General features: G+C 50.4%; 17 protein-coding genes and 1 other RNA gene. 1 reads left to right on the top strand and 17 read right to left on the bottom strand.

Translation table 11 applies throughout. The annotated features are described in order from the left end of the window. Window positions 1-41 precede the first annotated feature (41 nt). The 15 genes from KOI40_RS14390 to KOI40_RS14320 form a co-directional block, all read right to left on the bottom strand. Window positions 42-893: a cell division protein FtsQ/DivIB gene (locus KOI40_RS14390; protein WP_216098224.1), complete on the bottom strand. Its 852-nt coding sequence runs from the start codon at window positions 891-893 to the stop codon at window positions 42-44. A gap of 7 nt (window positions 894-900) precedes the next feature. Beyond that, entirely contained in the window at window positions 901-1,827 is a 927-nt protein-coding gene (locus KOI40_RS14385) for a D-alanine--D-alanine ligase (RefSeq protein WP_216098223.1), read from the bottom strand. Window positions 1,828-1,966: 139 nt separating this feature from the next. Further along, on the bottom strand, window positions 1,967-3,460 hold the full coding sequence (gene murC / locus KOI40_RS14380) for a UDP-N-acetylmuramate--L-alanine ligase (RefSeq protein ID WP_500797033.1): 1,494 nt from the start codon (window positions 3,458-3,460) through the stop codon (window positions 1,967-1,969). Next, on the bottom strand, window positions 3,453-4,583 hold the full coding sequence (murG, locus tag KOI40_RS14375) for an undecaprenyldiphospho-muramoylpentapeptide beta-N-acetylglucosaminyltransferase (protein WP_233710289.1): 1,131 nt from the start codon (window positions 4,581-4,583) through the stop codon (window positions 3,453-3,455). The genes murC and murG overlap by 8 nt, the downstream gene beginning before the upstream one ends. Window position 4,584: 1 nt before the next feature. Beyond that, on the bottom strand, window positions 4,585-5,829 hold the full coding sequence (ftsW, locus tag KOI40_RS14370) for a putative lipid II flippase FtsW (RefSeq protein ID WP_216098222.1): 1,245 nt from the start codon (window positions 5,827-5,829) through the stop codon (window positions 4,585-4,587). Next, window positions 5,826-7,175, bottom strand: coding sequence for a UDP-N-acetylmuramoyl-L-alanine--D-glutamate ligase (gene murD, locus KOI40_RS14365; RefSeq protein WP_369413193.1), 1,350 nt, complete (start codon window positions 7,173-7,175; stop codon window positions 5,826-5,828). The genes ftsW and murD overlap by 4 nt, the downstream gene beginning before the upstream one ends. A 41-nt stretch (window positions 7,176-7,216) precedes the next feature. Then, on the bottom strand, window positions 7,217-8,299 hold the full coding sequence (gene mraY, locus KOI40_RS14360; protein ID WP_216098221.1) for a phospho-N-acetylmuramoyl-pentapeptide-transferase: 1,083 nt from the start codon (window positions 8,297-8,299) through the stop codon (window positions 7,217-7,219). Then, window positions 8,299-9,747 carry a UDP-N-acetylmuramoyl-tripeptide--D-alanyl-D-alanine ligase gene (locus tag KOI40_RS14355; protein WP_216098220.1) on the bottom strand — a complete coding sequence of 483 codons (1,449 nt, stop codon included), beginning with the start codon at window positions 9,745-9,747 and terminating at the stop codon, window positions 8,299-8,301. Before KOI40_RS14355 ends, mraY begins: the two co-directional genes overlap by 1 nt. Next, window positions 9,740-11,260 (bottom strand): UDP-N-acetylmuramoyl-L-alanyl-D-glutamate--2,6-diaminopimelate ligase, encoded by a 1,521-nt coding sequence (locus KOI40_RS14350; protein WP_233710300.1) that lies wholly within the window; start codon window positions 11,258-11,260, stop codon window positions 9,740-9,742. Before KOI40_RS14350 ends, KOI40_RS14355 begins: the two co-directional genes overlap by 8 nt. Then, on the bottom strand, window positions 11,260-13,041 hold the full coding sequence (locus KOI40_RS14345) for a peptidoglycan D,D-transpeptidase FtsI family protein (RefSeq protein ID WP_233710288.1): 1,782 nt from the start codon (window positions 13,039-13,041) through the stop codon (window positions 11,260-11,262). The genes KOI40_RS14350 and KOI40_RS14345 overlap by 1 nt, the downstream gene beginning before the upstream one ends. Continuing rightward, window positions 13,038-13,352 (bottom strand): cell division protein FtsL, encoded by a 315-nt coding sequence (gene ftsL, locus KOI40_RS14340; RefSeq protein WP_216098218.1) that lies wholly within the window; start codon window positions 13,350-13,352, stop codon window positions 13,038-13,040. The genes KOI40_RS14345 and ftsL overlap by 4 nt, the downstream gene beginning before the upstream one ends. 27 nt (window positions 13,353-13,379) lie before the next feature. Next, the gene (gene rsmH, locus KOI40_RS14335) at window positions 13,380-14,324 is read right to left on the bottom strand and encodes a 16S rRNA (cytosine(1402)-N(4))-methyltransferase RsmH (RefSeq protein ID WP_216098217.1); all 945 of its coding nucleotides are present in this window, start codon (window positions 14,322-14,324) and stop codon (window positions 13,380-13,382) included. A gap of 23 nt (window positions 14,325-14,347) precedes the next feature. After that, window positions 14,348-14,788: a division/cell wall cluster transcriptional repressor MraZ gene (gene mraZ, locus KOI40_RS14330; RefSeq protein ID WP_369413192.1), complete on the bottom strand. Its 441-nt coding sequence runs from the start codon at window positions 14,786-14,788 to the stop codon at window positions 14,348-14,350. 386 nt (window positions 14,789-15,174) lie between these two features. Next, window positions 15,175-15,546: RNase P RNA component class A (gene rnpB / locus KOI40_RS14325), an RNA gene on the bottom strand. 67 nt (window positions 15,547-15,613) lie between these two features. Further along, window positions 15,614-16,030: a DUF6524 family protein gene (locus KOI40_RS14320; protein ID WP_216098216.1), complete on the bottom strand. Its 417-nt coding sequence runs from the start codon at window positions 16,028-16,030 to the stop codon at window positions 15,614-15,616. A gap of 378 nt (window positions 16,031-16,408) precedes the next feature. On the opposite strand from KOI40_RS14320, the gene KOI40_RS14315 reads away from it, so the two are divergent. Further along, the gene (locus KOI40_RS14315; RefSeq protein WP_216098215.1) at window positions 16,409-17,251 is read left to right on the top strand and encodes a helix-turn-helix transcriptional regulator; all 843 of its coding nucleotides are present in this window, start codon (window positions 16,409-16,411) and stop codon (window positions 17,249-17,251) included. Window positions 17,252-17,315: 64 nt separating this feature from the next. Here KOI40_RS14315 and KOI40_RS14310 read toward each other — a convergent pair whose 3' ends face one another. Both KOI40_RS14310 and KOI40_RS14305 read right to left on the bottom strand, forming a co-directional pair. Beyond that, the gene (locus tag KOI40_RS14310; protein ID WP_216098214.1) at window positions 17,316-18,689 is read right to left on the bottom strand and encodes a glutamine synthetase family protein; all 1,374 of its coding nucleotides are present in this window, start codon (window positions 18,687-18,689) and stop codon (window positions 17,316-17,318) included. A gap of 142 nt (window positions 18,690-18,831) precedes the next feature. Next, entirely contained in the window at window positions 18,832-21,096 is a 2,265-nt protein-coding gene (locus KOI40_RS14305; RefSeq protein WP_216098213.1) for a TonB-dependent receptor, read from the bottom strand. Window positions 21,097-21,102 lie beyond the last annotated feature (6 nt).

The raw sequence follows: 21,102 nt of genomic DNA, 5'->3' as shown, positions 1-21,102 counted from the left end.
GCTTCGTTATAAATTCCAGCTTTATCATTTCTTCAATCCGCTTATGCACTTGCTGGCTCACGCCACTGAACAGCAACACCGTTGTAGTACCTGAGATCTACACTGCTCAGCTCCGCCCAACGTGTCTGCAGCTGAGATTTATAAACGGTCAAAAATCGCCCCATTTTCGCAATCATGTCATCCCGACCAATACGGACCACAACACCATCACTTAATGTAATCGTCCAGCTTTTTGCGGCACTACAGGCCAGCTGTTTTACCAACATCCCATGTTCGGCCAGCATTTTATTCAATGTCTGATACTGAGCCATCATCTCCTGCTCCATACCTTCCTCACCGCTGAGCTGAGGCAACCCCTTCAGTAATTGTTTATCCGTCTCCTGATTGCTTAGACGGATCACCTCTCCCCGATGATTCAAAGCATCACTTTCGCCCCAACGGGCAATAGGCTTGTGCTCAATAACGGTCACTTCCAGCTGATCAGGCCAGCGGCGAGCCACTCGAACATGATCAATCCAGGGTTTTTCTTCCAGACGAAACTGAATTTCTTTCAAATCCAGTCTCATAAAACTGTCTGCCATAGAGTCATACACCGACTCCGCTACAACTTTTTGCGAAACACGGGAGAACTCACCGTTTATTTTCACACTGGTCACAGGGCGATCCAACTGACCTAAAACCCAGTGCCCTACACCATAGAAACCCAAGGCCGCTATAGATAAAACACTTAAAACACCAAGCCAGCGAAGTATTTTTTTTCCTGCAGCACCACCGGCTTTATTACCAGTACGACTTGCGCCACGTACGCCCACAGCCCGGTTTTTTCCGGCAGTGTTTCGCTGGGCAGTTTGTCTACCTTCACGAACATTGCTCTGGCTGCGTACTATGGCCATCCGGTAATCAGCTCGCTATCTGGGTTTGCTTTAAAATGGTGATCACAAGATCATCAAACGTTAAACCTTTGGCCTTGGCTGCCATCGGCACAAGGCTATGATCCGTCATGCCCGGTACAGTATTCACCTCAAGCGTGTAAAAATTGCCATCTTTATCTGCCATAAAGTCGACACGTCCCCAACCGCTGCACCCCAGAGATTCAAAAGCCTCGACAGACAACTTGGCCAGACGTTTCTCATCCACATCTGACAAACCACAGGGGCACAAATAGCGGGTGTCATTGGCGATGTATTTGGCGTTGTAGTCATAGAACTGATGATCTGTTTCCAGACGAATAGCAGGTAAAGCTTCACCATTCAAAACAGCCACAGTATATTCCGCACCTTCAATGACTTGCTCAGCGAAGACACTGCTGTCGAATTTTGCAGCTTCCTGATACGCACTATCCAGCTCTGCACGACTCGCCACCTTTGACATACCAATACTGGAACCCTCGTGTGCGGGTTTCACCATAAGTGACTCACCGATCTCTGCGACAACACGATCAAGATTCCCGGCATCCAATTTCCGATACTCCGGAGTCGAGATGCCAGCGGCGGTAAATATCTGTTTGGTTCGCCATTTATCCATGGCCAGGGAAGAAGCCTGTACACCACTGCCGGTATAGGGCAATCCCATGAACTCCAACAACGCCTGGATACGTCCATCCTCGCCACCAGGCCCGTGTAATGCGATAAATACACGGTCAACAGTTTCTTTCAGCAGCCGCTCTACGATATTTTTGTCAACATCAATCAAAAACGCATCAACGCCCTGACGAATCAAAGCATCATAAATTGCTTTACCACTGTTCAGAGAGACTTCACGCTCAGCCGACTGGCCGCCATACAAAACGGCGACTCGTCCGAAATCTTGTGAATTTACACTTTTCATAACCGTGTCTACTCTTTATTACGCTTGTTTAGCCATATCGTTGTCGATCTTATCGCAGCTTTCTTTACGACTCTTTAGCTCACCTGCGACACTTTAGACATGGCCGATTCACTAGCCTTTGTTTCTATACCATTAACTGTTACTGCAGTTTGCGTTTGGCCAATTCAACTGCCAGCAAACCCACATTACCCGCCCCCTGAGTCAGCACTATGTCTCCGGGCTGCACGAGATCCGCCACCACTTCAGGGACACCATCAATACCTTCCACAAATACAGGTTCCACCTGTCCGCGACCGCGAATACTGCGACACAAGTGCCTGCTATCTGCACCCGGAATTGGGTCTTCACCTGCGCTATACACTTCCAACATGATCAACGCATCCACGTGGGACAATACATCCACGAAGTCCTCATAAAGATCCCGAGTTCGCGTATAGCGATGAGGCTGATAGATCATTAACAAACGACGCTCAGGCCAACCGTCGCGGATAGCCGCAACCGTTGCCGCCACTTCACGGGGGTGATGTCCGTAATCATCAACCAGCATCGCTGTTCCCGTAGCCGTAGCTTGCTCTTTATCATTTGCAGCCAGTTTGTCAACGACCGGGTATTCACCGTAAACCTGAAAGCGGCGGCCAACACCCTGAAAATTCTCTAATCCCTGTTGAATCGCACTGTCTTCCAGACCTTCATCAGTAGCCACAGCAACGGTTGCCAAGGCATTCAGCACGTTGTGCTGCCCCGGCATATTGACCGTAACCTCAAGGTCGGCCAATCCATCAGGACGCTGTGCAGTGAATCGGGTCGAGAGTGCTGTTTGCACCACATTCACCGCGCGAAAATCATTACCCTCCTCAAAACCGTAGGTAACAATGGGACGGGAAATTTCTGGAATAATTTCCTGCACGACGGGATCATCGCCACACACCACAGCCAGACCGTAGAACGGCAAGTTATGCAGAAACTCCACAAAGGTCTTTTTCACTTTTGAAAAATCACCTTCATAAGTATCCATGTGATCCGCATCAATATTGGTCACCACAGCAACCATCGGCTGAAGGTGCAGAAATGATGCGTCACTTTCATCGGCTTCAGCCACCAGATAGCGGCTGGCCCCCAATTGGGCATTAGCTCCGGCACTGTTCAGCAAACCGCCGATGACAAAAGTCGGATCCCGATCACCGGCAGCCAGCACAGAAGCCATGAGACTGGTGGTCGTGGTTTTACCGTGGGTGCCTGCTATTGCGATGCCGTGACGATATCGCATCAACTCACCCAGCATTTCTGCACGGCGTACAATTGGGATACGACGATCCCTGGCTCCCTGCATTTCAGGGTTGTTTTCATCCACAGCGGAAGAATTAACCACCACATCGGCCGCTTCGACGTTTGACTCACTGTGACCGATATAAATGATTGCGCCTTTACTCTGTAAACGCTGAGTAACATTGGACTCACGCAGATCGGAACCTGAGATGTTATATCCCTGATTCAACAAGACCTCTGCAATGCCGCTCATCCCCGCTCCACCAATACCGATAAAGTGGATACGTTTGATGCGTCGCATTTCCGGCACTTCACTGGTGTATTTGTTGATACCGCTACTGGCCGTTTTCATATTCTGCTTATCCATTTGAGCCGCCTCTATTCTCTATACCGCAAGCGGCTTTTTCACACATTTCAGCCACATCATTGGCCGCCTCAGGCATCGCCAACGCTTTCGCATGTTGCGCCATCACAAGCAGCTGTTCCCGATCTTCTGAAACATTGCGGATAAAGTCTGCAAGGTCCTCAACCGTCAGGTCACGCTGCTGTTTCACGATTCCAGCACCATTGTCTTCCAGCCATTGGGCATTGAAGGTTTGGTGGTCATCGATGGCATAGGGATAAGGCACCAGCAATGCCCCTCTCCCGGCCAGAGTCAATTCAGAAACGGTTAACGCCCCTGCGCGACAAATCACTACATCCGCCCATTCATACACAGCAGCCATGTCGTCGATAAAATCCAGCACCTCAGCGACCACGCCTGCATCCTGATAATTTTTCCTGGTAACATCCAGATGACGCTTACCGGTCTGATGCTTCACTTCTGGCCGCATATTCAATGGCAAGTGCCGAATCGCTACCGGAATCATTTCATTCAGAGCCAAAGCACCCAGGCTTCCTCCCAGAACCAGTATTTTAAGAGGACGGTCTTTATCGATCTCCAGTGGTGCAACCTTGGCAATCGACTCTCGCACAGGATTTCCAACGTGTTTTGCATTAGGCAAACTGTTGGGAAACGCTTCCATCACGCAACTTGCCACTTTCGACAACCAACGATTTGTAGTTCCGGCAATCGCGTTTTGCTCATGAATTAGCACCGGTTTTCTCAATAACCAGGCAGCAACACCACCGGGACCTGAGGCAAAGCCGCCTAATCCCAGTACCACATCAGCTTTTTCGCGCTTTAAGATCTTGCGCGCTTGCCATACCGCACCAATCAGCAAAAATGGGGCTTTCAATTTTGACAAGATGCCCTTGCCCCGGACACCTTCAATATCCAGACAATGCAGAGGAATATCAGCTGCCGGCACGAGCTGAGCTTCAATACCTCGGGCAGTACCCAACCAGCTCAATTTGGCGCCTTTGTTGCGTAACTTTTCTGCCACGGCCAGTGCGGGAAATACGTGTCCGCCAGTCCCCCCCGCCATGATGACGATATTCATCTGGGATTGAGTGTCATCCGCCTGCACTTGCTCAACTACCTTTTCCATATCAAACGGCCTCCCCGGTATCGGAAACCGAAGACAAATTTTGCTGGCGCATATTACTGGTGGTGCGCCGAGATTTGCCTGAAACCTTTTTCGGTGGGTTTAAAGCTTCTATCCGCATTTCCCAGTCAATTCGTAAAACCAGTGCCATTAAGGCGCAGGATGCCAGCAAACTACTGCCACCGTAGCTGATAAACGGCATGGTCAGGCCTTTGGTAGGCAACAAACCAGAAGCCACTCCTACATTGATAAAAGCCTGTCCGGCAAACATCACCGCCACACCAAAGGTTGCAAAACTGGCAAATACCTTGTCGGCAGCCATAGCCCGCTGAGCAATATTCAGGATACAAATCACCAGGGCAATAAATGTTCCTATAACAACAGCGACACCAACCAAGCCGAATTCTTCCGCAATGATGGCGAAGATAAAGTCGGTATGCGCTTCGGGCAGATAAAACAACTTCTGTACACTGTTACCCAACCCAAGGCCGGTCCACTGACCACGCCCAAAAGCGATCAAGGACTGGGTTAACTGATAGCCACTGTTAAACTGATCCGCCCAAGGATCCAGGAACGTGATCAAACGCTGCATGCGGTAAGGTGACAAGGTGGCGATCAGAATCAACCCGCCCAATGCAGCGGCAAATAACAAAATGAATTGCCACAAACGCACTCCGGCCACAAACAACATGGCCATTACAGTACAGGCTAAAACCACCGAGGCACCGAAGTCAGGCTCCAGCAGCAACAGGAAAATCATCATCCCCAATACCAGCAAGGGCTTGAAAACCCCTCGCCAATCACCCAATGTTTCCTGCCCCCGACGGGCCAGGAAACTGGCATAGAAAACAATGGTGCAGAATTTCACCACCTCAGAGGCCTGGATACCAAACGGGCCCAATTGCAACCAGCGTTGACTGCCGTTCACTTTACGGCCAATCCCCGGGATCAATACCAGAGTCAACATCACCAAGGCCAGAATCAAAAACAGGCTTCCGTATTTTTCCCAGATAATCGTCGGAACTGAAGCGATCAGAACAGCGCCAACCATCCCAAGCATCCAGTACACCGCATAGCGTACGGAAAAAAACCAGGCGTCGTTGTAGTTCTCCTCAGCGAAAGTCATGGAAGCCGAAGTCACCATAACGAATCCTATGGACGACAGCACCATCGTCAACGTCAACAGCTGCCAGTTAATAGCGTCCATCCAGGCTGTAGAATTTAAGGCAGGTTTCAACATGCTGTTCATGCAACAACCTCCTTTACAACCCGTACAAAGTGATCTCCGCGATCCTCAAATCCTTTATACATATCAAAACTGGCACAGGCAGGTGATAACAGTACATCGTCGCCGGCTTCAGCTTGTTGTGCAGCAAGTTCTACCGCTTCCTGCATGGTTGTGGCCGAACGTGTGGGCAGAAGCCCTTCAAACTGTGCCGCGATTTGAGCCCCATCCTGTCCGATCACAACGACAGAACGAAGACCGGCTGCAGCGTCTTTTAATGACGAGAAATCTGCGCCTTTACCAACTCCACCGGCAATCAGGACAATTTTCCCAGAGTCTTTTTGCAACCCCTTCAATGCTGCCAGGGTTGCGCCAACATTGGTTCCTTTAGAGTCATTGTAAAAGTTCACACCACCGTTTTCAGCCACCCACTGACAGCGATGAGGCAAACCCGGAAACTGTGTCAAGGTTTGCAGCATCGACTCCATAGGCAACCCGACTGCATGCCCCAACGCAAGAGCCGCCAAAGCATTGGCTATATTGTGACGGCCAGGCATTTTTATGTCGGCGGAAGGCATCAGTGCCTTGAACTCAAAAGCCAGATACTCTTGCCCGCCTTTGACAATCACACCGAAACCATTGCGGTCAGGCACATTTAGCCCAAAACTGAATTGCTGAACCCCTTCTGCCAAGGGTGGTGAGGTTAAAGGATCTTCCCGGTTTATAACCACTTTACGGGCACCAAAATAGACCCGTTGTTTGGCCATATAATATTGGGCAAACGAATCGTATCGATCCATGTGATCTTCACTGACGTTCAGGACCGTGGAGACCTCGGCATTCAACTTGTTAACACTTTCCAACTGAAAACTGGACAGTTCAAGCACATAGAGCTCAGCAGCGGGCTGTTGCAGCAAATCCAGTACTGGCACACCGATGTTGCCACCGATCAGCACCATTTTACCGGCGGCTTTTGCCATTTCGCCCACCAGTGTAGTGACCGTACTTTTGGCATTGGAGCCGGTAATGGCAATAACCGGAGCTTTGACTTCACGCAGGAATAACTCGATATCCCCGAGTACAGGAACTCCTGCATTTACTGCTTTTTGAATCATCGGATTCGACAAAGGAACCCCAGGACTCACAATAATCTCTGATGCAGCCAGCAAGGTGTCTTCTTTTAAGTCGCCCAGCTCGATATTCGCATCAGGAAACTGCGAACGGACACTGTCGAGTGCAGGAGGTGCTTCACGGGTATCAACCCACACAAAGCGGCGGCCCGAATTGGTCAAATAACGCGCAGCAGATTGCCCGGTCATTCCCATACCGACCAGGACAATCACATTGCTTTGTGCGATTAAGTTGACCACAGTATTTCTTCTCGCCTTATCCTAATTCGATTCAACAGTGATTAACGCAGTTTCAGCGTTGCCAATCCAAACAACACCAGCATGACGGTGATGATCCAGAAGCGAACAATCACACGCGGCTCTGGCCAGCCTTTTAATTCAAAGTGATGATGCAACGGCGCCATGCGGAAAATACGACGGCCGGTCAGCTTGAACGAACCCACCTGCAAGATCACGGATACGGTTTCCATCACAAACACACCGCCCATGATGAAGAAAACAATTTCATGACGGACAATAACCGCAATCACTCCCAGCGCAGCGCCCAGAGCCAGAGCGCCCACATCTCCCATAAACACCTGGGCCGGATAGGTGTTAAACCAAAGAAACCCCAAACCTGCACCACCCAACGCGGCACAGAAAACAATCAATTCACCAGCACCGGCCACATAAGGAATGTGCAGGTAGCTTGCAAATTCATTATGTCCAACCAGGTAGGCAATCAGCCCAAGAGCGCCACCCACCATAACCGTTGGCATAATGGCCAGCCCGTCCAGGCCATCAGTCAGGTTCACCGCATTACTGGAGCCGACGATCACAAAATACGTCAGCACGATGTAAAACAGTCCCATATCCAGAGCGATATTTTTAAAAAACGGCACAATCAACTGGGTCTCTGCAGGTGTAGCCGCGGTGTAATACAGAAAAATTGCTGCCCCCAAACCAGCGACTGACTGCCAAAAGTATTTCCAGCGAGCTGGCAGTCCTTTGGAGTTTGCCTCGACCACTTTGCGGTAGTCATCCACCCAACCCACAGCACCAAAGATGCCGGTTACAATCAAAACAACCCATACATAGCGGTTAGTCAGGTCAGACCATAAAAGTGCACTGACAAAAATCGCCGCCAAAATCAGGGTGCCCCCCATGGTAGGGGTACCTGACTTACTCAAATGAGATTCAGGGCCATCGTCACGAACCGACTGGCCAATCTGCAGATAATTCAGTTTACGAATCATCCAGGGGCCTAAAATCAATGAGATGGCCAATGCCGTCAGCACACCCAAAATGCCTCGCAGTGTCAGGTACTGAAACACTGCGAAAGAGGACATGTGCTGTTGTAAATACTCTGCAAGCCACAAAAGCATTATTGTTGTTCTCCGCCTAACGTGATTGCTTGCACAACGCTTTCCATGCCTGCGCTCCGAGATCCTTTCACCAGGACAACCGTGTTATCTGTTAATTGAGTGAATAAATATTGGTTAAGTTCGTCCTTAGAGACAAAGTGCTTCGCCATTGGTTCTTGCTGAACATGCGCTTTTGAAGAAGTCGTCACATCTTCCGCTTGAGCATCGCTTTCATTGAATCCATTACAGGCAAACTGGCTGTTTTTTCCTTGTGTGACCAACACAGGCAGACCCAGTTTTTTCAGATCAGAGCCCAGCGTCTGCATGGCGATCTGCTCACCGTCACCCAGCTCACCCAGATCTCCAAGAACCAACATCACTGCACGCCCCTGGCGATAAAGATCCATCAACAATTGAGCGGCAGCTTTCACAGATCCCGGGTTGGCATTGTAGGTATCATCAATAACCAGCGACTGATTGAAGCCTGTTTGCGGCATCATCCGACCTCTTACGGGCGTTACTGAGGCAAGACCTTGCGCAATTTCTTCAAGAGTCATCCCAACAGCCAGACAGCAACCGGCAACTGCCAACGCGTTATTCACATTTTGACGCCCCATCATCGGCAATTTCACGATAACGCTGTCCTGATCAGTATGCAGAGTGAACTCATAACATGCCGCTTCATTCAGACGGATATCCGATGCGGTAACATCCGCATCACTGCTGACTGCCGAAAAGGTCAGGCACTTTACATCCGGACGCTTATTTTGCAAGGTTTCCAACCAACCTGCAGCGTAAGATTCATCAAGATTGACTACTGCTGTACCACCTTGTCTCAGATGACTGTAAATTTTGGATTTTTCTGCTGCAACACCAGCCTCACTTCCAAAGCCTTCAAGGTGAGCAGCCATTACGTTATTGACCAATGCAACGGTTGGCTCTGCCAGTGATGCCAGATAATCAATTTCACTTAAACCGCTGGCACCCATTTCGATGACGGCGTATTGAGTATCAGCCTTCATTGCCAACAGTGTCTGAGGCACACCAATATGGTTGTTCAAATTGCCTTGTGTCACATGCACCACGGATTTCTGACCCAAGACCTTCGCGATCATTTCTTTAACCGTGGTTTTACCACTGCTACCGGTGAGCGCGACCAACGGCCCCTGAAATTGCAAGCGAGCTTGATGGGCGATTTCACCGAACGCACGGGTTGTATCCTTGACTTTTAATTGCGGCGCGCTCTGCTCATTATTCAGACACTCAACGACTGTAGCCACTGCGCCAGCACTGCAAGCATCAGCCACAAAATTATGCGCATCAAATCGTTCGCCTTTAAGCGCTACAAACAGATCACCAGACTGAATGGAACGGGTATCCGTGTTGACCCGTTCAAAAATCACATCATCACCGTGTAACTCAGCAGACAAGGGTCCAGCGATATCTGATAGCTTCATGGGCTTAATCATTTGCGCTTCCTCCTTGCCGGGAGGCCACGCGCGCTCGAAGAATCGAACGCGCTACTGAGGTATCGCTGAAAGGAAGCTTTTCAGTACCTATTTGCTGATAGTCCTCATGCCCCTTGCCTGCAATCAGGATGCAATCACCCGCCGAAGCATGATTGATGGCATAGCGAATAGCATCTTCACGGTCTATTAAGCAGTGAACGTTCTCTAATTTGCTGAAGCCTGCCATCACCTCATTAATAATTTTCTGCGCATCTTCCGTGCGAGGATTGTCACTGGTGACAACAATTTCATCTGCCATTTTTTCTGCCGCCCGGGCCATCAAAGGACGCTTGCCTGCATCACGATCGCCACCGCAACCAAAAACACACCACAGCCGCTGCTGGCTGTGATGACGAATAGCCGTCAATACAGACTCGAGAGCATCCGCGGTATGAGCGAAATCGACCAACACCGTCAGCTCGCTGTTATCATCAACCGATTCGAGTCTTCCCGGCACAGGCTTTAATCCCGGCAACCGTGACACCAGCTCTTCAACAGAACGACCCAGTGCGTACCCGCTGGCAACAACCGCCAACAGATTCTGCAAATTGAACTCACCCCACACTGGCAGCCTGACCTCTATCACAGACTCAGGTGTACGCAGGTTAGCGACAATCCCTTCAGGCAAATACTGAATATCCTGAAAACTGAAATCGGCCGGTTTTTGCAGGCCGTAGGTCAGCAATTTTGTGTTGTCAGACAGTGCCTGAATAAAAGTCTCGGCATAGGTATCGTCAGCATTGATCACCGCAGACTTCAATGTCCCGAAAGACATCAGCTGTGCCTTGCTGGCAACGTAACTGGCCATATCGCCGTGGTAATCAAGGTGGTCACGACCAATATTGGTAAACACGGCCACGTCAAATTCAACTGCTGCCACACGTCCCTGATCGAGACTGTGGGAGGAAACCTCCATAACAACGGATTTGGCACCGTCATCGCGCAACTGGGACAATATTTTTTGAGTCGCAATAGCATCTGGCGTAGTCATCCCGGTATTAACCATGGACTGACCCACTAAACCAAACCCCAGCGTACCAACGGATGCTGCAGGACATTCCCCATCGTTCAACAACTGAGCCAACCAGTGGCTGCAAGTCGTCTTTCCGTTGGTTCCGGTAATGGCGACCATTGATAACTCTCGGGAAGGAACGCCATACCAGCTGCCAGCCAAAGCACTCAATCGCTGGCGCAGGTCAGGCAGTGCAACACGATACACACCACCATCCAACGGCTCACAACTCTCGCTTTCGCCTTCAACCAAAACCAAAGCAGCGCCATTTTTCAGGGCACTGTCTATATACTGTGAGCCATCTGCCTGGCTGCCCGCCAATGCGACAAACGTATCACCAGTGCTTACCTGGCGACTGTCCAGCACCAACGGGCCCACCGGGATATTCAGTACATTCTGTAACGACAAAGCGGGCAGCAGGTGCCCGAGCGTTGGATAAACTGTATCGATACGCTGAGTCATCACGACAAGGGCTCCTGAATGGTTCGCTGTTCAGTTGCCACTTTTTCCTTATCCGCCGCTGTTACCTCTGGGGGCACATGCATTAATCGCAAAGCGCCCTCAGCCACCTTGGAAAATACCGGAGCAGCGACTTCGCCACCGTGATATTTGCCAGATGAAGGATCTTCGATATCCACCACAATCACGACGCGCGGGTCATTTGCAGGAGCCATACCTGCAAACACAGAACGGTAACGGTTGTAGACATAACCTTCCTTGCCAACTTTATGCACAGTTCCGGTTTTGCCGGCAGCCGGATAAGCTTCAATTTGCGCCTTGCGACCGGTACCGCCCGGCCCCAAAACCGTTTTCAACATATCGACAACTTCATGGGAAATCTTGCGGGTCACAACCTGCTCGCCCAGATCATCCAGCTGCACTTCGTCTTTGCTGTCACCACCCAAACGCAGCAGACTCACCGGCTTCTTGACACCGTAATTAGCCACGACTCCATAAGCCTGAGCCAGCTGAAGAGCGGTGACACTCATGCCATAACCAAAAGCAAAATTGGCGCGCTCAATATCGGTCCAGCGGCTTCGGCTGGGCAATACACCCACTCCCTCTCCGGGAAAACCTACGCCAGTACCCTGGCCCAACCCCAGACGGAAAAACATATTACGAACCACATCGGGTTCCATATCCAGAGCCACCTTACTGATACCCACCTGGCTGGACTTGGTAATCACCTTGGTCAGATCAATAACGCCGTAGTTAACAGGATCCAGCAAGGTTTTCTTGCCGACCCGAATGTATCCAGGACTGGTGTCGATCATGGTGTGCGGGTGATAACGACCACTCTCCAGTGCAGCCAATACTGTCAGAGGCTTCATGGTGGAGCCCGGCTCAAACTGATCCGTGATGGCCCGATTTCTCAGGGCAGATACCTTGATGCCGGTGCGATCATTCGGGTTATAGGAAGGCTGATTCACCATCGCCAACACTTCACCGGTCTTGACATCAAGCATCACCAGACTGCCGGAGGACGCCTGATGTTCAGCCACAGCCTGCTTCAATTCCCGATAAGCGAGATACTGCAAACGCAGATCAATACTCAGGTGTATATCTTTTCCGGCTTCTGGCGCTTTCAGCTGTCCGTCATCTTTAATCACGCGGCCTTTCAGGTCTTTCAAAACACGCTTGGAGCCCGAATGCCCCATCAACCAGTCGTTGTACGCGAGTTCAATACCTTCCTGGCCTCGCTCATCAATATTGGTAAAGCCAACGATATGCGCAGTTACTTCACCAGCAGGATAAAAACGCTGGTACTCAGTGCGGCCATAAACGCCCGCCCAGCGGTTAGCAAGGATGTTTTCAGCTTTCTGTGGCGGCATATTACGTTTCAGGTAAACAAATTCTTTACCCTGGTAGCGCTTCAGTTTTTTACGCAAGCCAATTTCTGAAACACCCAAGGCTTCAGCCAAAGCTGCAACCTCAACCGCATCGGACTTGAGCTCAGATGGGTTCGCCCATAAGGACACCACCGGAGTACTCACAGCCAGAGGCTCCCCATTGCGGTCTGTAATCACGCCACGATGAGCCGGGATGATTTCGGTCCGCACTGTACGGGCATCACCCTGCCCCTGAAGAAACTCGAACCCTTTGTCTTCGCCGGGAACGACCTGCAGCAAAGCCACATGCCACAGCAACGCCGCCATCAGCACAGCCAACAACAACACCGCCAGCGCAAAGCGCCAGCGGGCAATTGTCATAGACTGTACTTTTTGGCGAGAGGCGCGACTCATTTTGTCACCACCACCAGCTGTTCACCCCGGGGAATAATCATATTCAGTTTGCTTTTTGCTTCCTTTTCAATACGGCTGTAGGCCGACCAGGCACTGTGCTCCAACAGGTATTGCCCCCACTGCACATGCAACTGCGCAGCTTCACGACGCATAACTTCCAATTGATTCAAACGAGTTCTGGCTTCATGAGTACTGCGGACAACGCCAAGTGCACTGACCAGCACCAAAACCCATAACAGCAACAGCAGAAACCACTGCCCTTTGCTGTTCAAAGCTTTGACGCCACCCTTGTCAGACCTTAAAGCACCCATCACTGAATCACCGTCACCAGAAAATCGTTATTGTATTTTTTCTGCAACTCGCATGATTGCACTTCTGGACCGCACATTTGCACTGACTTCATCATCCTGCGCACGTACAGCCTTCCCCTTGGACTTCATTCGCTTGTTCAGCTCCGACTCCATGATCGGCAAACCAGCCGGCACATCCAGGCCGCGCTCTTGACGACGAATAAAACGCTTAACGATACGATCCTCGAGAGAATGAAAACTGATCACCACCAGACGACCACCAGGCTTTAACACTTCCAGAGCCTGATCCAGCAGAGACTCCAGATCACCCAGTTCATTATTAATTTCAATACGAATCGCCTGAAACACACGCGTGGCCGGGTTTTTACCTTTTTCCCAGGCGGGATTCGCCTCTGCCACAACTTTGGCGAGATCCAGAGTCCGCTCAAAAGGACGATCGACACGACGCTTTACAATGGCATTGGCAATACGCTTGGCAAAGCGCTCTTCACCGTAGCTTTTGAAAACCCGCACCATCTCTTCTTCGTCAGCACCGTTAACCCAATCAGCGGCACTCTGGCCTCTGGTGGTATCCATGCGCATATCCAGAGGACCGTCATTCAAAAAGCTGAAGCCGCGTTCGGCAACATCCAACTGCGGAGACGACACCCCCAGGTCCACCAACAGACCATCCAGCTTGCCTTCAAGATCACGCTGCGCCATAAATGCCTGCAGCTCGGCAAAGGAACCGTGCTCAATGTCAAACCTGGGATCTTCCCCGTGCAGTTGCTGACCGGCCGCGATCGCAACCGGATCTTTATCAATACCAATCAGACGACCTTCAGCAGACAGGCTTTGCAGAACCAGACGGCTGTGCCCACCGCGACCGAAAGTACCGTCAACGTAAACACCGGCGGGATCTGTCACCAGGGCATCTACCGCCTCTTGCAGCAGGACTGTGATGTGCTTATCACTCGGTTGCTTTTCGCTCATGCCTGTTCTCAATCGTTAAGAAGTTATAAAGACAAGCTCTGCAGCTCGTCTGGCAGCGGTGCATCGTCGTGTTCATCCAGCAGAGCGTTCCAATCTTCTTCGCTCCACAGCTCAGCCTTTTCGTTAAGACCAACCAGTACCAGTTTTTTATCCAGATTCGCGTAATCACGTAAAATCGATGGCAACAGCACACGACCATTACCATCCAACTCTAATTCCGTCGCATTTCCCAATACCAAGCGCTGCAAACGACGCACCTGCTTATGACCATTTGGCAGGGCACTGATTTTCGCGCTGACTTCACGCCACTGGGGCTCGGGATAAATATTCAGACATTTCTCATAGGGGTTGGCAGTGATTACCAAGCGTCCATTACAGGCAGCCGCGAGCAGATCGCGATACTTGCTCGGTATCGCCATCCGCCCCTTTGCATCCATATTGATGGACTGACTGCCTTGAAACACGCTGTTTCCCCAAGTTGGGATTGGCCCGGATCACCACTCACCGCCACCAATCATCCACAAAAATACACTTTTAACCACTTTCTACCACACACTGCCACTATAAATCTGCACAGGGCAAAGTCAAGGAAATAGGAAGGTAAAATCAGCAATAAAGAAGGGATTTTCGGTAAACTTGCAGGGATCTCTCAAATTGGAGAAGCTTTCGAGAAAAGGAAACTCAAGAAAAACAAGCCGATAGAGCGCAAACTTAAAGTATTACTTTAAGTTTGAGATTATTTGCTTTGTTTTGATTTGGCCTCTTATGAAAAAGAGACATAAGGCGGGGAGAACCCCCTTCAGAATCCCCGCAGAACAGCTCCTAAAGCAGGATCTGCGGGGTCAGAATAATGAGAAGTCGGTCTGTAAGCCGGGTTCTGTCATCGACAGTCATTCATCTAGGACTTGCGTCACCACAAGCCTCAAGCAACCTACCCGCCTTCAGTGCGGGTCACACCATAGAAGGCCTATTTGGTCTTGCTCCGAACGGGGTTTACCATGCCACAAACTGTTACCAGTTGTGCGGTGCGCTCTTACCGCACCCTTTCACCCTTACCTGTGCATATTCCCCGAAGAGAATAGCCATCGGCGGTTTGCTCTCTGCTGCACTTTCCGTAGGCTTTCGCCCCCCAGGCGTTACCTGGCGTTCTACCCTATGGAGCCCGGACTTTCCTCTCCCCGCAAGCACAAGGCCCGCAGGCAGCGACTGTCCGACCAACTTCAGAGAGCAAGATTAGCGCCGGCACTCGGAAACTGCAAGCCCAAAGCACCACCAATCAGCAACGCAGGCTAGTCTTCGACATCATTGACATCAAGTTGACCACTTAAACGTCGGCGAATATGAGACCAAGACATACCCACAGCCAGAATCAGTGACAATATCAGCAGAACCACATATTCAAGAGCATCGCGAGACTCCATGCTCAGCCAGCCCAAATCGATCAGCAGCCAGACAATACAAGCACACAGAGCCACCCCCAGCATAACGCCCAACCAATCCAGCGCCAGGAAAGTCGCCCTCAGATACACCACCCAGGCGATCATTAGCACCACGCCAACAATCGCCACCACAGGCCCAAACTGCGTTTCAGGATTCATTAACCATGACACGTAGGAGTAGCCACTGGGGTTGTAAGTGGCAAATACGAGAATAAAAGCAAACAGCCACCGCAACAGGAAACTGTTAAAAGTGAAAGACGAACCCATGTTATTGAACCCTGTGTAAGTTTGAAGCGGTGAATCTAGAGCACAAAATGCTTTCGGGCAAGCCGGATGCCCAACCAACGCCTGACAACTGTCCACTCAATCCCAGCCTTTTACCCTTGAAGTCGCAATCCATCTAATCTGGATTTCATCCCGATACTGTCGACCAGCATGGCATTTCAAGTCACCTTTGAGCACCAGATTCCAGCACCAAATTGGCGCATATTTCAAAAAACAGCCTGACATCCTGCAGCCTGCTTGTGCATGCCTATTTCGCTCTCAATCAATATGCCCAAAAAAGCTTCAAGGGCGTGGTTTCAAGGCCAATTTCCTGTTACGGTTAAAACTTGACCTACATTGAGAAAGACAGAATGGCCAACCATGACCCATTTAGCCCTGTTATGTGAGCATGCCCAATCGCTTATCGATAAAGTCCATCAAGATGATTTCCCGAACCTACTGATCAATCTGTTCAAGGCTATGGTGCCGCTCGACGATGCTTCCATTATCGTCTATCCGGATCAGGCTATGCCCTACTGTGAATATCTGGAGTCTCCCTCAGAAGGAGGAAGCCTCCACATGGATCAGTTTATTGAAGCCAGTTTTTTACTCGATCCCTTCTATCTGGCTTCCATGGAGGGGCGTTTCGGTTTTTTCCACCTGCTGGATGTCGCCCCTCATGGTTTTCAAAACAGCGAATACTATCAATCCTGGTATCGCCTTTCGGGGCTTCATGATGAGTGTGGCTATACTTTCGGCACAGGTGCAGGCGGGTTTGTGAACATCTCTCTTGGAAGAACCACCAATCAGGCCAAATTCAGCCCTCAAGAACTGTCGCTTCTGGAAGACATGACACCGCTTATTTCCGCGCTTGTTCTGCGTCGCTGGCGTCTGGTTAACGCCAAGAAACAGCAGCATCGAAACGGAAACCTGCGGCAGCGACTGCAGTCTGCTCTGGACGGCTTTGGCAAAAGCCTGCTCACCGAACGGGAATCTCAGGTGATCTACTACATCCTGCACGGCTTGAGTACTCGCGCAGCGGCCGACAAACTGTCCATTGCGGCAGACACGGTAAAACTGCACCGGCGACACGCTTACGCCAAGCTGGAGATCAAATCACAGGCCGAACTGTTCTACCTGTTTTTGGATTCACTGATGAGTGTGGAAAATTATCAGGAAGGCGATGTACTGGCCACTTACCTGAATCTGAGAACCAGCGCCTGACTCATTGGAGCCTTCAGGCACTGGCTTCAATTTCAGATACTGGCTTCGATTCAGAAAACCTCTGTTACAAACACGCTTCATATTCCAGCATTGAGACATGCCGGTTGAACTCGTCCTGCTCCTGCTGCTTGATACCGCTGAACACCGTCTGGAACTCTTCGCCAAAATAATCACGAATAAAACTTGATGCCAGAAACTGCTTTTGAGCCTCGGGCCAATATGCCGGTAACAAGTCCTCATTGTGATCATAGGCATTACCGGCAATGGGCTCAGGCGCTTGCCGCTGGTTTTCGATACCAAACAACATTCCGCCCAGAATCGCAGCCACAACCAGATAGGGATTGGCATCAGCGCCAGACACCCGGTGCTCGATTCGTGTGGCTTGCGGGCTATCGGCTGGTACACGAATCGCCACAGTCCGGTTTTCATAACCCCAGGTTGCTGCAAGTGGCGCATGAGAGGATTTTTGAAACCGGCGATATGAATTTAAATGGGGAGCAAACAGCAACATGGCATCGCTCATGGAGTGAAGACAGCCGGCGATGGCATGCCTCAAGGTCGGCGTACCCAAATCCGTCCCGTCGTTAAACACATTGTCACCGTCCGCATTCAACAAACTGCAGTGAACATGCATACCATTGCCTGGCGCATCGCCAAAAGGCTTGGCCATAAACGAGGCCCGATAACCGTGTTGCTTGGCCACGCCTTTGATCAGTCGTTTTAACATGACCGCCTGATCCGCCGCTTTTAACGCGTCTGCCTGATGGTATAAATTGATTTCATATTGAGAAGGGCCGGCCTCTTTAATCAGAGTATCGACCGGCAGTCCCTGCAAGCGGCAGGCATCGTTAATTGCGTGCATTACCTCAGAGGCCTCCTGCATGGCCTCAATCCCGTAGGTATTGCCTGCCAGCACCCGTGCACCAGGTACCTGATCGGTCAACTGGGGCGTACCCTCTTCCAGGCTTTCAGCAAACAGATTAAATTCGATCTCACAGGCAAGTACGGCTGTCAGCCCCAGATTGCCGAGACGGCTGACCATGGATTTCAACAGATGGCGCCCATCGTAACTGCACATCCGGCCGTCCACTTCATTCAACGAGACAAACACTTGACCAGTCGGACGCTCCAGCCAGGGCACCATTGTGAGGGTTCCAAGATCTGGCTCGGCAATACCGTCAGCATCGCCACTTTCAAAAACACAGGCTTCTGAATCACGCCCCCAGACATCAAACGCCAATGAGCTTAATGGTAATTTCAGTTTCCCCTGAACTGCCTTACTCAACTTGGAAGGGGCCAACCATTTACCCCTCAGATTTCCATTCAAATCAGGCAGTAATACTTCCAACAGCTCTATATCCGGATGAGCGGTTAAAAAGTGCTTTGCAGCATCCATTGCTTTTTTTTCTGCGGTTTTTTTCAATGGATCATTATTCACTTTTGCAGTCTCTTGAGGCACAGGGTTAATCTCAACTTACACGGGGGCACATAGCCCCCGGTATTTTTGCTTATTCCGTCAGCCAGACAATATCCACCGTCCGGCTAACAATCTTTCTTAATGTTGGACATTCATGAGGTCATTAAAAATGCATGTCGACCGTCACACCGATTGTTCTTGGTTTGGAAGGCCAAACCAGGGTATTCACTAAACCAAATCCACCCATATCATCTTCACCTGAGTTCTCCCAGCCCCGCTCAAAGTATTCTTCATTGAACAGATTGGTAGCCCACAAGGTCACAGACCAGTCATTATTACTCTCAAAGCCAATGCGAGCATCCACCTGCTCCCAGGCTTCAACTTTGGCCAGTTCATAATTACCGGTGCCCCCGAACATATCGTCCTGATAGCTGTATTGCAGCGTATAGAAAATATTGCCGCTATTCACCGGCTGGTTATAAGTGGCGATCAGAGACGCTGTATAATCGGGAGCCATAGGCAATTTATTGCCTTTGGAACCATCACCCGCTTCGATTTCTTCTGTGATTTCGGTGTCTTGCCAGGAGAGCGCGCCACGAAATTCCCAGTGATCTCCGGGAGTCCAGTGAGCGTCCACTTCCACGCCTTGAGCTTCTGCCTCACCCAGGTTTTTAACCAGCTGCGAGCCATTTTCGAATACGATCAGCTGCAAATCAGAGTAATCGTACCTGTAGTAGGCTGCATTCAGATTCAGACTGCCATCGAGCAGAGAAGTCTTCGCACCGATTTCATAACTTTTGGTTTCTTCAGGATCGAACGACAGAGGCTTGCCTTCAGCCAACTCACCACCAAACTCATAAGTGCCATCATTGGCGATACCAAACGTCGAATAGCCACCGGTTTTGTAGCCTTTGGCAGCATTGAAGTACAAACTTACCTGTTCGCTGAGATCCAGATTCAAGGCAAAACGCGGTGTAAACTCACTCCATGTATCGTTATCTTGAACAAAACCGTCGGTATAGAACTCCCAGTTGAAAGTATTACCTAAAGCACCGCCTCCATCCAGGACCTCAATTTTCATGTCCTTTTTGTCCACGGTGTAACGACCACCCAGGGTCATGGTCAGGATATCGGTCAGGCGCCAGGTCAGATCACCGTAAACAGACCAACCTTCGTTCTCCAGCTCGTTGACGTTGATTTCAGATTTGTCAGCCAGTACATCCGCCTGGGCAATCGGGTCGCCCCAATAAGCTTCAAATTCAGGAGTCGCGCACCCAGAAGCTGTTACACCTTCATCCGTATCTAAAATAGCGGCACAAAGTGCGTCTTCGTCGTAGTTGTTGGTGAAGGTTGCATCAACATCCTCCTGGTAGACACTGGCGCCTACAAACCATGAAATAGCCGCGCCGCCATCGTAATTCAGGCGAAATTCCTGACTGATGTAATCGACCTCCTGATCCTGGCCATAGTTATTCGCCTTGGTACCGCCAGCATCATAATCTTCGAGATAATCGAAATCGTAGGTTTTATAGGCAGTGATCGACTCGAGCGTGTACGCATCAGAGATATCCCAAACCACGTTCGCCTGCAAACTGAAAATTTCACCGCGATCATAGCCATCAGAGCTTAAATCGCTGTTCACCTTGTCTTTCGGAAGACCATTACGAGGCGTCCAGTAGACCGAGGGCGCCTGATCACGGTCTTCATAGGTCATGCGGAAGATGGCATCGACGGTATCACCGGCATAGCGCAACGCCATGCGGGTAGAACTGATTTCTTTTTCTCCCAGCTCTTTGCCGTCGAAGGTATTGTCCAGCCAACCATCAGCCTCGGTCCAATAGGCCGATCCCCGGAAAGACCACATATCGTTAATGGGCAGGTTAACCGTACCCACCAGTTCGACCTCGCCGTATTGTGCAACTGTAGCACTGACATCGGCTTCGAATTCATTGGTCGGTTTGTTGCTGAGAATATTGATACCGCCCGCAATAGCGTTGCGGCCAAACAGAGTACTTTGGGGCCCCTTAACCACTTCGGCCCGAGCCAGATCATAAAAAGCCATTTGAACGCCGCCATTTCGGCCCGCCCAAACACCATCCTGGAAGATGGCAACTGAAGGATCGCCACCAATACCAAAATCGTTGGTACCAATACCGCGGATCGCCATGGCATCGATAAAGCTGTCTTCCGTTTTACCACTAAAACCAGGAGTCAGATCTACAAGACCGCGCACATCATTGACGCCCATTTTGGATAACGCTTCACCTTCAAACGCGGATACCGCTACCGGGACATCTTGCAGAGACTGCTCTCGTTTCTGAACGGTTACGATCACTTCTTCAATAGTTGCAGCCAGCAGTGAAGGACTGAACGCTGTTAAACCGATGGACGCTGCCATCAATGGTGCTCTCAAGTAGGACCCTTTCATGTACTC

The sequence above is a fragment of the Pseudomaricurvus albidus genome, assembly GCF_018863235.1.
In the GTDB taxonomy this organism is placed as follows: domain Bacteria; phylum Pseudomonadota; class Gammaproteobacteria; order Pseudomonadales; family Cellvibrionaceae; genus Pseudomaricurvus; species Pseudomaricurvus albidus.
Note: the sequence above shows the minus strand (reverse complement) of the source record. Positions and strands in the feature narration are given on the sequence as shown.